The sequence below is a fragment of the Luteimonas soli genome (genome assembly GCF_042648865.1).
GTDB lineage: Bacteria > Pseudomonadota > Gammaproteobacteria > Xanthomonadales > Xanthomonadaceae > Luteimonas > Luteimonas soli.
On the sequence record NZ_JBHRYA010000003.1, the window covers coordinates 242,805 to 255,931 of the forward strand.

Annotated in this window: 12 protein-coding genes; 7 read left to right on the forward strand and 5 right to left on the reverse strand. The window is 68.1% G+C overall.

Features of this window, described 5'->3' with window-relative positions:
* Window positions 1-17 precede the first annotated feature (17 nt).
* Both ACFONC_RS04460 and ACFONC_RS04465 read left to right on the forward strand, forming a co-directional pair.
* A complete protein-coding gene (locus ACFONC_RS04460) occupies window positions 18-1,169 on the forward strand; it encodes a pyridoxal phosphate-dependent aminotransferase (RefSeq protein ID WP_386742519.1) in 1,152 nt (383 codons plus the stop codon).
* A 181-nt stretch (window positions 1,170-1,350) separates the two neighbouring features.
* Window positions 1,351-2,160 carry an amidohydrolase gene (locus tag ACFONC_RS04465; RefSeq protein ID WP_386742520.1) on the forward strand — a complete coding sequence of 270 codons (810 nt, stop codon included), beginning with the start codon at window positions 1,351-1,353 and terminating at the stop codon, window positions 2,158-2,160.
* Between the two features lie 32 nt (window positions 2,161-2,192).
* Here the strand turns inward: ACFONC_RS04465 and ACFONC_RS04470 are convergent, their stop codons facing one another.
* Window positions 2,193-3,308: an NAD(P)/FAD-dependent oxidoreductase gene (locus ACFONC_RS04470; protein ID WP_386742521.1), complete on the reverse strand. Its 1,116-nt coding sequence runs from the start codon at window positions 3,306-3,308 to the stop codon at window positions 2,193-2,195.
* A gap of 168 nt (window positions 3,309-3,476) precedes the next feature.
* On the opposite strand from ACFONC_RS04470, the gene ACFONC_RS04475 reads away from it, so the two are divergent.
* Window positions 3,477-3,764, forward strand: a complete 288-nt coding sequence (locus tag ACFONC_RS04475) for a DUF3247 family protein (protein WP_386742522.1) — start codon at window positions 3,477-3,479, stop codon at window positions 3,762-3,764.
* A 51-nt stretch (window positions 3,765-3,815) separates the two neighbouring features.
* Here the strand turns inward: ACFONC_RS04475 and ACFONC_RS04480 are convergent, their stop codons facing one another.
* From ACFONC_RS04480 to ACFONC_RS04495, 4 genes are all read right to left on the reverse strand, one after another.
* The gene (locus ACFONC_RS04480; protein WP_386742523.1) at window positions 3,816-4,217 is read right to left on the reverse strand and encodes a hypothetical protein; all 402 of its coding nucleotides are present in this window, start codon (window positions 4,215-4,217) and stop codon (window positions 3,816-3,818) included.
* 14 nt (window positions 4,218-4,231) lie between these two features.
* Window positions 4,232-5,689: a pseudouridine synthase gene (locus ACFONC_RS04485; RefSeq protein ID WP_386742524.1), complete on the reverse strand. Its 1,458-nt coding sequence runs from the start codon at window positions 5,687-5,689 to the stop codon at window positions 4,232-4,234.
* Complete coding sequence (scpB, locus tag ACFONC_RS04490; RefSeq protein ID WP_449284277.1) at window positions 5,686-6,522, reverse strand: SMC-Scp complex subunit ScpB; 837 nt, start codon at window positions 6,520-6,522, stop codon at window positions 5,686-5,688. The genes ACFONC_RS04485 and scpB overlap by 4 nt, the downstream gene beginning before the upstream one ends.
* A gap of 191 nt (window positions 6,523-6,713) precedes the next feature.
* Window positions 6,714-7,634 (reverse strand): segregation and condensation protein A, encoded by a 921-nt coding sequence (locus ACFONC_RS04495; protein WP_386742525.1) that lies wholly within the window; start codon window positions 7,632-7,634, stop codon window positions 6,714-6,716.
* A 341-nt stretch (window positions 7,635-7,975) separates the two neighbouring features.
* Here ACFONC_RS04495 and ACFONC_RS04500 point away from each other — a divergent pair, with 341 nt between their 5' ends.
* The 4 genes from ACFONC_RS04500 to ACFONC_RS04515 all read left to right on the forward strand — a co-directional run bounded on the left by ACFONC_RS04500 (window position 7,976) and on the right by ACFONC_RS04515 (window position 12,890).
* Window positions 7,976-8,275, forward strand: coding sequence for a YciI family protein (locus ACFONC_RS04500; RefSeq protein ID WP_386742526.1), 300 nt, complete (start codon window positions 7,976-7,978; stop codon window positions 8,273-8,275).
* Window positions 8,272-8,562, forward strand: coding sequence for a BolA family protein (locus ACFONC_RS04505; protein WP_386742527.1), 291 nt, complete (start codon window positions 8,272-8,274; stop codon window positions 8,560-8,562). Before ACFONC_RS04500 ends, ACFONC_RS04505 begins: the two co-directional genes overlap by 4 nt.
* 175 nt (window positions 8,563-8,737) lie before the next feature.
* Window positions 8,738-9,793 (forward strand): LacI family DNA-binding transcriptional regulator, encoded by a 1,056-nt coding sequence (locus ACFONC_RS04510; RefSeq protein ID WP_386742528.1) that lies wholly within the window; start codon window positions 8,738-8,740, stop codon window positions 9,791-9,793.
* 94 nt (window positions 9,794-9,887) lie between these two features.
* Window positions 9,888-12,890, forward strand: coding sequence for a TonB-dependent receptor (locus ACFONC_RS04515; RefSeq protein WP_386743062.1), 3,003 nt, complete (start codon window positions 9,888-9,890; stop codon window positions 12,888-12,890).
* Window positions 12,891-13,127: the final 237 nt, after the last annotated feature.

Genomic DNA, 13,127 nt, shown 5'->3' on the forward strand with positions numbered 1-13,127 from the left:
TCGGACAGGTCGAAAGTATGGCTCATATCGAAACCAAATTGCCGAAGGTCGGCACCACCATTTTCACCGTCATGTCGCAACTCGCGGCCGAGCACGGCGCGGTCAATCTCGGGCAGGGCTTCCCCGATTTTTCCGTACCGGGGCGTCTGGTGGATGAGCTTGACCGCGCGATGCGCGACGGCCACAACCAGTACGCGCCGATGACCGGCGTGCCTGCGCTGCGCAATGCGATCGCGGCCAAGACACAACGTGTTTACGGCCACCGACCGGACACGGACACCGAGGTCACCGTCACCAGCGGCGCGACCGAGGCGATCTTCAACGCCATCCATGCGGTCGTGCGTGCCGGCGACGAGGTGATCGTGCTCGACCCGGCCTACGACTGCTACGAGCCGGCGATCGACCTGGCCGGTGCGCGCGCGGTGCACGTGCCGCTGGACCCGGCCACCTTCGCGCCGGACTGGCAGCGGGTGAAGGATGCGATCACGCCCCGGACGCGGATGCTGATGATCAACAGCCCGCACAATCCGTCCGGCGCCATGCTGTCGGCCGCGGACATGGACATCGTCGCCGGCCTGCTGCGCGACACCGGCATCTTCCTGCTGTCGGACGAGGTGTACGAACACATCGTCTTCGACGGTGCGCGCCACGAGTCGGCGCTGCGCCACCCCGAGCTTCGCGAGCGCGCGTTCGTCATCTCCAGTTTCGGCAAGACCTACCACTGCACGGGCTGGAAGATCGGCTACTGCATCGCGCCGCCGGCCTTGTCCGCTGAGTTCCGCAAGGTCCATCAGTACAACGTGTTCTGCACCTTCGCGCCGGCGCAGCACGCGTTTGCCGCGATGCTCGACGCCGAGCCTGGGCACTACGAGCAGCTCGGTGCGTTCTACGAGGCCAAGCGCGACCGCTTCCGCGAACAGCTGCTGGGCACGAAGTTCAGGCCGCTGCCGGTGCCGGGCGGCTACTTCCAGCTGGCCGACTATTCGGCGGTCAGCGACCTGGACGACTTCGAGTTCTGCCGCTGGCTGACGATCGAGAAGGGCGTCACCGCGATCCCGCTGTCGCCGTTCTACGAAAGCCCGCCGCCGGGCCAGCGCCTGGTGCGGCTGTGCTTCGCCAAGAACGAAGCGACGCTGGACGCCGCGATCGAACGTCTGCAGAAGCTGTGACCAGGTCGTAGGTCGGGGCTACGTCCCCGACGCGCGTGGTCTCCGGATGCCGCGCGTCGGGGGCGTAGCCCCGACCTACCACAGGATTCGGGCATCGCCCTTTTGACCGGAGGGTCGCGGATAATCGGGCGAAGACCTCGCGGCTGAAGCCGCTCCCACGGGAATTTCTGGATATTCGACCATGCAGGACCTCCGAATCTCGCTCGTGCAGGGCGCCACCCGCTGGCACGATCCCGCCGGCAACCGCGACTACTACGGCGACCTGATCGCGCCGCTGCACGGCATCACCGACCTAGTGCTGCTGCCGGAAACCTTCACCAGCGGCTTCAGCAACGACGCCATCGACCAGGCCGAAACCATGGACGGCCCGACGCTCGCGTGGATGCGGGAACAGGCGGCCGCGCTCGACGCCGCGGTCACAGGCAGCGTGCAGCTGCGCGTCGAGACGGCAGGCGGGCCGGGCGTTTTCAATCGCATGCTCTGGGTCACGCCCGATGGTGAGGTGCGCCACTACGACAAACGCCACCTGTTCCGCTACGCGCGCGAGCACGAGCGCTATTCCGCCGGCCGTGAACGCCTGGTAGTGGAGTGGAAGGGTTGGCGCATCAATCCACTGGTCTGCTACGACCTGCGTTTCCCGGTGTTCGCGCGCAACCGCTACGACGTCGAACGCACGGGCGCGCTCGACTTCGACCTGCAGCTGTACGTGGCCAACTGGCCCGCTGCCCGCGCATACGCTTGGAAGACCCTGCTGCGCGCACGCGCGATCGAGAACCTGTGCTTCGTCGCCGGCCTCAACCGCGTCGGCACCGACGGCAACGGCCTGCACTACTCGGGCGACAGCGCGGTACTCGATTTCCTCGGCCACCCGCTGAGCGAATGCAGTGACGAGGAAGTGGTGGTGACCACGACGTTGCAGGCAGCGCAGCTGCAGGCGCATCGCGAACGCTTCCCGGCGATGCTGGACGGGGACCGGTTCACGCTGGAGTAGCAGCGATCTTGTGGGAGCGGCTTCCGCCGCTCCTACAGGTTGGCCGGTTGGCTTCGGCGGCGGAAATACACCTGCCGCGCCGCCCACCGCAGCGGCGGCGTGTCGAGCAGCAAGTCGAATGGCCAGTCCATCTGCGCGTGGTCGAACAGCCAGCGCAGTGCGCGCTTGGTGCGGAAACGCGGCGCGGCTGACGCGGCCACCTGCATCGGGCAGGGTCCTGCGTCCAGGAGGTGCGCCGCGATCGCGTCGCCGACGGCTTCGCCGTGGCGCCAGGCCGAATGGATCCCGCCGGCGGTGACCGGCGACACGATCCCCGCCGCGTCGCCGGTCAGGATCACGCCGTTCGTCGCGATCGGCGCCACCGGGCCGCCGCAGGGAATCAGCCCCGCGCGCACCGATGTCGGTCGCAGGTCCGCGGGCAGCCCGAGCCGCGCGCCGACCCTGCGCAGCAGGCCGTCGATGTCCGGCGTGCCGGTGCGCGACGCGCGGTGCCGGAACGCCAGCCCGGCCTGCACGCCGGTCGGGCCCTGCGCGGCCCAGCCGATGTAGCCCGGTGCGAGTTGCCGGCTCAGGAAGCAGTGCAGGGCGTCGGGCTCATCCAGTCGTGCGCCGGCGTACTCGTGCTCGATGCCGTAGAGGAATTCCCGTACGCGCCCGAGCCCGGTACGCGCGGCCACGCGCGACTTGGCGCCGTCCGCACCGACCAGCCAGCGGGTCCGGCCCAGGCCTTCGACCTGCCAGACGTCGCCCACGCGCTGCGCGTCGGTGAACGACTGCATCAGCCGCAGCTCGACGCCGGCCGCGCGCATCCGGTCGGCCAGCCAGCGCATCACGTTCGGCGTGTCGGTGGTGAGGAAATAGTCGCCCGGAGACCGCAATGACAGGCTGCGCAGGCCGGGCGCGTACAGGCGCACGCCTTCGACGCGGCGCGACAGCGCGGCCGGCATTGTGCCCAGCGGTGTGTTTTCGGCGGCTTCGCTGACGATGATGCCGGTGGTGTGCAGGCGGATGCCCGGGTCGCGCTTGCGCTCCAGCACGCACACGCGCAGGCCCGCGCGCCGTGCGGCAAGCGCGCATGCCGCGCCGGCGAAGCTGGCGCCCGCCACCACCACGTCCCATTGGCCCTGGCCGCTTGATCGATCATCCATGTCGCCACGTTGCCGGTGCGCTGCGTGGGCGGCATGGCGCGGGCGTGAAGTCCGTGCGAAGTGCGGCGAGCGTTCAGCCGTGTCTGCCCGCGATTAACATCGCACTCACTGCCGGTTACGCCGCAGGCAGCACGATGGCTGGCAACCCTGCCGGAGGGCTCCGCCGCCATGACCCAGTTCGCCGAACATGTCTACACCGCACAGCGCGACATCGAGCGCATCGAGTCGTGGGCCGAGCAGCTCGAGGACGAGGCCAGGGTCGAGATCCGGCTGGCCGATGGCGCACGCGTGGAAGGCTTCGTCACCGCGCGGCCGACGATCCAGGTGTTCCGCGACGGGGAAGGCCGCGAGGGCATGAACGCGATGGTCCGGATCGACGACCAGGCCGATCCGGAGCAGGCGCACTACCTGTGGCTGGACCGGATCGTCGACATCCGGCGCACCGGAACGGCCTGAGCACGCTGCCCCGGCAGCCGCAAGCACGACGCGGCGGCCGGGCGAAGCAGGTCAGGGCGTGAAGCCCACTTCCAGCGATGCGTGGAACGGCGCGTGCGGCGGCGCGAACATGACCTTGCCTCGCGCGTCGCGTTCGATGCACAGCGCCAGCGGTGAATCGCCGCGACGCCAGGTCTTCGTCACGCGGCCGCTTGCGTCCAGCTCCGCCACGACCACGAAATCCTCCAGCTGGGCCGTGGTGCGGATATTGGCGCAGGCAGCGACGCGCGCATCGAGGAACGCGCGCTGCTGCTCGAGCGCGGAGGCACGCGTTGCGGCATCCAGCGATGCCTCATCGGCATCGGCGGCAACCTTGGCCGCCGTGAAATCCATCTCAGCCTGGGCCAGTGCCAGTGACAGTGGCAGCGTGGCCAGGCAGCCGCCGAGGAACAGCGCGCGGAGGGCGGTCTTCATCTGCATGGCATCGCTCAGCGATTGCCGCCGCGGTTGCCGCCACGATGGCCACCCGGGCCGCGGCTGCCGCCGGGGCGGGGACCGTTGGGACGCGGCCCATTCGGGCGATTGCCGCCCGGGCGCGGGCCGCGTGGGCGCGTCGGGGGGCTGGCGCCCGGATTGGCGTGGTCGGACGGGAACACCGGCGCGTTGCCCGGATGGCCGTACGGGCGGGCGGGGCGGTTCTGATTCCGGCCGCCGCCGGGCTTCTTGCCGTAGGGCTTCTTCGGGCCGCGACCGTCGGCGTTGCGGTGGCCGCTGGGGCCGGTGTCGACGCCGTCGGGCACGTACCAGGTGCGGAACGCCGCCGGGTTGCCTTCCGGCAGCGGGTTGCCCTTCTGCTTGCGCTGCTTGAACGGCTTCTGCGACTGCTTGGCCGCGGCCTCGCCGCTGACGGTGAGGCCACCGTGCGGCTTGCGCCCCCGGCCCCGGCCCCGGCCGCGGTCTTCGCGCACGTGGTCGAAGCGGCGCAGTTCGCGGCCTTCGTCGGCCGTGCTGTGGCCACCGACGTAGCCGTTCGAACGGTGCTGGCCGCCGACCTGCACGGTCGACTTGCTGGCCTTGCGCTGGCCGATCACCGGCTGCAGGGTCAGCGCCGGCGGCGGGCCTTCCTCGAGCTTCAGTTCGCGGCGCAGGGCTTCGACCTTGTCGTCCGCCAGTTCCATCGACTGCCCGCGCAGCAGCGGCTGCGGCAGTTCGACCGAGCCGTACCGGATCCGCTTGAGGCGCGACACCTGGCAGCCCTGCGACTCCCACAGCCGGCGCACCTCGCGGTTGCGGCCTTCCTTGACCGTCACCTGGAACCATTCGTTGGAATCGGTGCCGCCGATGCGCTTGATCTCGTCGAACTTCGCCGGGCCGTCTTCCAGCGCGACGCCGCGGCGCAGGCGGTCGACGATTTTCTCGGACACGGTTTCCTCGCCCTCGGGCGCGCGCACGCGGCAGACGTACTCGCGTTCGACCTCGAACGAGGGATGCATCATCGCGTTGGCCAGCTCGCCGTCGGTGGTGAGCAGCAGCAGGCCGGTGGTGTTGATGTCCAGGCGGCCGATCGCGATCCAGCGCGCGCCCTTGAGCGCGGGCAGGGATTCGAAGATGGTCGGGCGGCCTTCGGGGTCTTCGCGGGTGGTGACTTCGCCTTCGGGCTTGTTGTAGACCAGCACGCGGGAAGGATCGGTCAGGGCGCTGGCGACGAAGACCTTGCCGTCGATCTCGACGCGGTCGCCGCCGCCGATGCTCATGCCGGTCTGTGCGACCTCGCCGTTGACCTTGACCAGGCCGTCGGCGATGCGCTGTTCAAGCGCGCGGCGCGAGCCGAGGCCCGCCTGCGCCAGCACCTTGTGCAGGCGCTCTTCCAGGCGCGGGGCGTCGGCGGTGTTGTCGGTGCCGCGCTTCAGTGAAAGCTTGCGGCCGTTGTTCGGTGTATCGCTCATTGCATGCTCCGGGTGCTGTCGCCTTCCGCGGCGAGGGCATCTGTATTCGTGTCGTCTTGCGACGGGTCGGTTGGGGATTGGTCGGCGTCGTCGTCGGCGGCGGTCGTTTCGGGGTTGGCGGTGCCCAGGCCGGCGTCGTCGGCCGGGTCGGGGATATCACGGGTGTCAGTGTCGTCGTCGGCCGCGACGGGACTTGCGTCCTCGCCGTCGTCCTGCGCGATGCCTGCGCCTTCTGCGCTGATGTCGCCGACCGGCATCGTCTCGCCGTCGGCCTTGCCATCGAACTGCAGCTGCGGGTCGAGTTCGCCGAAGTCCTTCAGCTCCGACAGCGGTGGCAGTTCGTCCAGGCGCTTGAGGCCGAAGTAGTCGAGGAAGCCCTTGGTGGTACCGAGCAGTTCCGGGCGGCCGGGAACGTCGCGGTGGCCGACGACGCGGATCCACTCGCGCTCTTCCAGCGCCTTGATGATGTTGCTGTTCACCGCGACGCCGCGGACCTGTTCGATCTCGCCGCGGGTGATTGGCTGGCGATAGGCGACCAGGGCCAGGGTTTCGAGCGTGGCACGGGTGTATTTGGTCTGGCGTTCGGTCCACAGCCGAGCCACCCAGGCGTGCACGTCGGCCTTGACCTGGTAGCGCCAGCCCGAGGCCAGTTCGACCAGTTCCACGCCGCGTTCGGCGCAGTCGGCCTGCAGCGATTCCAGCGCCTGCGCGATGCTGCCCTCGGGCGCCGGCTCGTCGAGCGGGAACAGGGCATGCAGCTGCACCGCGGTCAGCGGCTGGTTGGCGGCGAGCAGGGCCGCCTCGACGATGCGTTTGATCAGGATTGGATCCATCGGGACTCGGTCATGGGTGGGTGGTAACAGCCCCCCTTCAAGGGGAGGCGGTACAAAGCCCTCCCCTTCAAGGGGAGGGTTGGGTGGGGATGGGTTTCCCCTCAGCCCAGGCAATTGCCTGAGGGAACTGCGGCGTCACGAAACCCCATCCCCATCCCGGCCTTCCCCTTGAAGGGGAAGGGGAAGAACAGTCACGCGTCGTCATTGGCCGCGGCCGTGCCATCGTCGTCGTCGAACTCGCTCGTCAGCTCCAGCGCGGCGGTGTCGCCGTCGCGGGTGGCCAGCGACTTGAGGTAGATCGGCCCCAACGCGGCTTCCTGCACGATCTCCAGCAGGCGTTCCTTGGCCAGCTCGAGGATCGACAGGAACGTGACCACCACGCCGAGCCGGCCCTCGCGCGCCTCGAACAGTGTCTCGAAGCGGTGGAAGCTGCCGTCCTCCAGCCGCGTGAGCAGCTCGCCCATGCGCTGGCGCACACTCAGGGCGTCGCGCTTGATCGCGTGGCCGGTGAACAGCTCGGCGCGCTTGAGCACGTCGTGCAGGGCCAGCAGCATCTCGCGCAGGTCCACCGGCGGCGGCAGCCTGACGCTGGCCCGGTCGGGCACGAACGCCGCGGCCGGCGAGGTGTCGCGATCCTGGCGGGGCAGGGCGTCGAGGTCTTCGGCGGCCTGCTTGAAGCGTTCGTATTCCTGCAGCCGGCGGACGAGGTCCGCGCGCGGGTCGTCTTCCAGCGCCTCGTCCTCGGTCGAGCGCGGCAGCAGCATCCGCGACTTGATCTCGGCCAGGATCGCGGCCATCACCAGGTACTCGGCGGCCAGTTCGAAGCGCAACTCCTGCATCACGCTGATGTAGTCGACGTACTGGCGGGTGATCTCGGCGACCGGGATGTCGAGGATCTCCAGGTTCTGGCGCCGGATCAGGTACAGCAGCAGGTCCAGCGGCCCCTCGAACGCGTCGAGGATGACTTCAAGCGCATCGGGCGGGATGTACAGGTCCTGCGGGATCTGCAGCACGGCCTGGCCATGCACCACCGCCAGCGGCATTTCCTGCTGCTGCGGATGCAAGATCGCCGAACTTTGCGGAGACGCGGCGGACGCGGTGTCTTCGGTCATGCGGTTCGCAGCCCCCTTGGGCCACAGGATGGACTTTGGCGCGCGGCGGGACCGCGGCCGGTTTGCAGCATTGCGGCGATGGGAGTCGCCATTCGAAGCGGACGGCAGCCGGGCGCCACGTGCGGCTCGCGCCGCTGTGTCGCGGCGAGGGACGGTGGAAGGTCGTCGGGCTGGACCGGGTGGGGACAGCTGATTGCGCGTCCGGGGACGGGCTGCTGCGGGGACCGGTCATGCAACTTGGCTTCAGGGTACGGACTGGAACAGACCGTGTCCAGCGCCTGGCTGAACGCAGGCGGCTACAATTCCGGCCCCTCCATTCCTCGCAAGGTCCAGGTCAACGCATGTGGTACGCGATCGAAGGCCACGACGGCGACGACGTGCTGGCGCAGCGCCGGCAGGCCCGCCCGGAACACCTGGCGCGGCTGGCCGCCCTGCGCGACGCCGGCCGCCTGCTGCTGGCCGGCCCATGCCCGGCGATCGACGCGGTCGATCCCGGCCCGGCCGGCTTCAGCGGCAGCATCGTGATCGCACGGTTCGAGTCGCTGGAAGAGGCGCGGGCCTGGGCCGACGCCGATCCCTACGTCGCCGCCGGCGTCTACGTGCGGACGGACGTGCGCCCGTTCAATCCGGTCCTGCCGTGACTGGCGGACCGCTCCCGCGCGAGCAGCGCGCCGCCGCGATCCGCGACGCCCTGCAGGCGGCGTTCGCGCCGACCGTGCTCGAGGTGCGCGACGACAGCCATCGCCACGCAGGCCATGCGGGCGCGCGCGACGGGCGCGGACATTTCGATGTCCGCATCGTCAGCGAGGCCTTTGCGGGCATGGCGCCGCTGGCCCGCCATCGCGCCGTCTACGCCGCGATGGGCGAGCTGATGACGACCGACATCCACGCCCTGTCGATCCACGCCGCGACGCCCACCGAATCCTGATCAGCCGCGCCCTGATCGACCGCGCCGGCGGTGTTGCGTTGCAGCATCCGCGAGGCCTGTTTTCAAGGGGTTTCGCGGGGTCCGACGCGTTGGGGTGCATGGTTTTCCATCTGCTTTACATTAATCTCTGGAAACGTTTACAGTCCGCCGCAATCCACCGGTCACGGGAGCGCGGGTGAGCGTCACGATCAAAGACGTCGCAAGGCAGGCGAACGTATCGGTGGCGACCGTGTCGCGGGCCCTCAATGGCCACGAGAACGTGGCCGAGGCCGTACGCAAGCGCGTGCTCAGCGTGGCCAACGAGCTGCGCTACAGCCCGCACCACGCCGCGCGCAGCCTCAGCAGCCGCCGCACCCACACCATCGGCGTGGTCCTGCCCGACCTGTACGGCGAGTTCTTCTCCGAACTGATGCGCGGCATCGACCAGGTCGCCCGCGAGCGCGGCCTGCACCTGCTGGTGTCCAGCTACCACGGCAACCAGGCCGAGCAGGGCGCCGCGCTGCGCGCCATGCGCGGGCGCGTCGACGGGCTGCTGGTGATGTCGCCGTTCGTCGGCGAGGCCGGCATCGTGCACGACAACCTCAGCCCCGGCATGCCGGCCGTGCTGATGAACAGCAGCGTCGACGCCGGCCCCGGCGAGCCCGGCCTGCGCGCGGTGAGCGTCGACAACTACGGCGGCGCGCGCGAAATGGTGCGGCACCTGGTCGATGCCGGGCATCGCACGATCGCCTTCATCGCCGGCCCCGACGACAACTTCGACGCCGCCGAGCGCCTGCGCGGCTACCGCGACGAACTGGCCGCAAGCCTGCCCGATGCGCAACCGTGGATCCTGCAGGGCGACTTCGACGAGGCCTCCGGCCACCGCGCGGGCGGCGAGCTGCAGGTCGCCGCATCGCGGCCGGACGCGGTGTTCGCCGCCAACGACATGATGGCGCTGGGATGCCTGTTCGCGCTCAACCACGCCGGTATCCAGGCGCCGCGCGACATCGCCATCGCCGGCTTCGACGACATCCCGCTGGCGCGCTACGTGCATCCGTCGCTGACCACGATGCGCGTGGACATCGCCGAGCTCGGCGGCCGCGCCCTGCGCGCGCTGCTTGAAGGCGCTGCGCAGCCGCCGGACGACGGCGGCGGCATGGCGCTGGCGGAACCGCTGGTCCCGCAGCTGATGGTGCGCGATTCCAGCGTGAACAAGTCAGGGGGAAAGGCACGCGTGTCCGCGGTCAGCTGAACGGCCAGGGCACGTGGACACGACGATCACGGCAACTACAAAAAGATCACGATGGCAGATGTCCCACATTGACCGCCCCTGGGAGGGAGACGTCATGAAGTCCACGCATCGTTCCAAGAGACACAACCGCACGCTGCTCGCCTGTGCACTGGCCAGCTGCATGCTGCTGGCAGCCCCGCAAGTCCTCGCGCAGTCCACCGCTGCCACCATCCGCGGCCAGGTCTCCGCTGATTCGGCCCCTGCCGGCGGCGCGACCGTCACCGCCACCAACCTGGCAACCGGGCTGACCCGCAGCGGCACCAGTTCGGCGAGCGGCAACTACAACCTCGCGGGCCTGCCGCCGGGGACATACCGGGTCGACGTCACCGCGGACGGGCAGACCAGTTCGCAGACCCTGACAGTGGCCGTCGGCCAGACCGTGACACTCAACCTGGGCGTTGGCGGGGTGGCGGAAACCGGACCCGCGGGCGAAGCGACGGACCTGGATGCCGTGGTGGTGACCGCACCGGCGATGGTCGAGACCAGGACATCGGAAGTCGCGACCTACGTGTCGAACAAGCAGATCGACAGCCTGCCGCAGAATTCCCGCAACTTCCTGGCGTTCGCCGACACGGTGCCCGGGATGCAGTTCATCTCCTCGCCGAACGGCTCGGAATCGCAGCTGCGCAGCGGCGCCCTGGGTTCGACGAACATCAACGTGTTCATCGACGGCGTCGGCCAGAAGAACTACGTCACCCCGGGCGGCATTACCGGACAGGACGACAGCCGCGGCAACCCGTTCCCGCAGGCGGCGATCGGCGAATACAAGGTCATCACCTCCAACTACAAGGCCGAGTACGACCAGATCAGCAGCGCCGCCGTGGTCGCGGTGACCAAGTCGGGCACCAATGAATTCCAGGGCAGCTTCTTCTGGGACCGCACGTCCGAAGCCTGGCGCGAACCGTCGCCGATCGAAGAGGATCGCGGCTTCAAGACCGAAGAAGTCACCGAGCAGTACGGCGCGACGTTCAGCGGCCCGATCATCCGCGACAAACTGCACTTCTTCATGCTGTACGAGGCCAAGGACTACATCGTCCCGCGCGACGTGGCGTGGCCCGACGTGTTCGACCCCACCACGCTGCCGCCGGAACTCAGTGCTTACTACGGACCGCACAACGTGCCGTTCAACGAGAAGCTCTATTTCGGCAAGCTGAGCTTCCAGGCCGGTGATGCCCACCTGTTCGAGCTGAGCCTGCGTTACCGCGATGAGGATTCGATCTCGCCCGGCAGCAGCATCAGTGCACCGAACTTCTCGACCAACTTCACCAACGACGAGACCCGGGTCGACCTGCGTTACCAGTTCAATTCGATGAACTGGCTCAACGACGCGCACATCACGTTCGAGGACGCGGCCTACAAGCCCGAGCCAGTGACTGCCGCGCCCGGTTACCGCTACACGATCGTCGACCCGAACAATCCGGCCAACCTGGCACTGGGCGTGCTCAACGTTGGCGGCGGCCCGACATTCCAGGACAAAGGGCAGAAGGGCTGGGCGTTCCAGGACGACCTGACCTTCTTCGGCTGGGAAGGACACACGCTGAAGATGGGCTTGAAGTACAAGAGCGTCACGCTCAACGCCTTCCAGCAGAATCCGCCGTATCCGCAGTACTACTTCGACGTCAACGAAAACCTTGAACAGCCGTACCGGATCGAGTTCACGGCCCCGCTGGCCGACCGCGCGCCGTTCGTGGAGTCGGACAACAAGCAGTTCGGCATCTACATCCAGGACGACTGGGAGGTCACCGACAAGCTGACCCTGAACCTCGGCCTGCGCTGGGATTACGAAGAGAACCCGAGCTACGTCGACTACCGGGTGTCAGACGAACTCGCAGCCGCGCTGCGCGGCTGGACCAACATCCAGAACGCCGATTACGACATCGAGAAATACATCAGCACCGGAGGCAACCGCGACAATTTCAAGGATGCGTGGCAGCCCAGGTTCGGCTTTTCCTACGACCTGTTCGGTGACCAGGAGCACGTGATCTTCGGCGGCGCTGGACGCGCCTACGACCGCAATATCTTCGATCTCATGGCGCGCGAGTACTACGGTGGTGCGTTCACCACCTACAACCTGCTGTTCGACACGCCGTTGCACGAATGCGATCCGGCGGGGAACACGAGCTGCATCCCGTTCGACCCGTCGCTGATGACGCCCGATGGCATCGCGGCCTACGTGACGGCCAATCCGCGCAGTGGCGGTGAAGTCAACCTGCTGAGCAACGATCTCAAGACGCCGTACTCCGACCAGTTCAGCCTTGGCATGCGCAATCTCGTGGCGTTGTGGGGGCAGGAGTGGAACACGTCGGTCACGCTGTCCCACATCCGCAGCCGCGACGGCATCTATTTCCGCCTCGGTAACCGCTGGCCGGATGGCAATTTCCACGAGAACCCGGACGCGACGTGGGGCGGCCAGCCCTGGGGCCAGGCGATTCCCGGCTACGGCTCGCTGATCCTTGGCGACAACGGCGTCGAATACAACCTCAATTCGTTGCTGGTGTCGATCGCAAAGCCATACACGGAGGAATCGGGCTGGGGAGTCAATCTCGCCTATACCTACAGCGATGCCGAGGAGAACCGGACCGAAGCGTCCAACGGCGAGACCTATTACTTCGATGGCCCGCGCCTGACCGACCGGTTCTACATGTCCACCGGCGTGCCCAAGCACCGGCTGGTGCTGTCGGGCATCTACGACCTGGGCTGGGACACGACGTTCAGCGGCAAGCTGACGGTGGCCAGCCCCAGGCCGCGCAATGCGACCAACTGCAATGACGTGGCATCGAATGACTTCTGCTTCTACGATCCGTTCGAGCAGGAGGGAGGCATCGGCTACAAGCAGTTCGACGTCGCGCTTGAAAAGCGCTGGAACACGGGAAGCGATCTCAGCCTCAGGGTACGTGCCGACGTGCTGAACGTGTTCAACTGGCGCAACTGGAATCAGTTCGACGGGTGGCGCGGCGGTCCGGGCGAACCACGCAATCCGAACTTCGCCAAGCGCAGCGGTGACGAGATACTACTTCCGACCCGCACCTTCAAGCTGTCGTTCGGTTTGGACTGGTAATCGGCGCCGGGCCGTCGCGAGGCGGCCCGGTTTTCCCATGCATTGAATGAGAGAGGTGCCCCGGCGCAATGCGACACAGCAGTTTTTCCCTCGTCGTCCTGGTGTCTTGCCTGGTGCTTGCGGTCGGAGCGTGCAAGAAAATCGAGGAGCCGGAGAAGGCGGCGGTGCCGCAGCAGCAACAGCAGCCGGTCGAGCCCGCGGCCACGCAGCCGGCCGAGCCGCTGCCGGAGCCCGTGC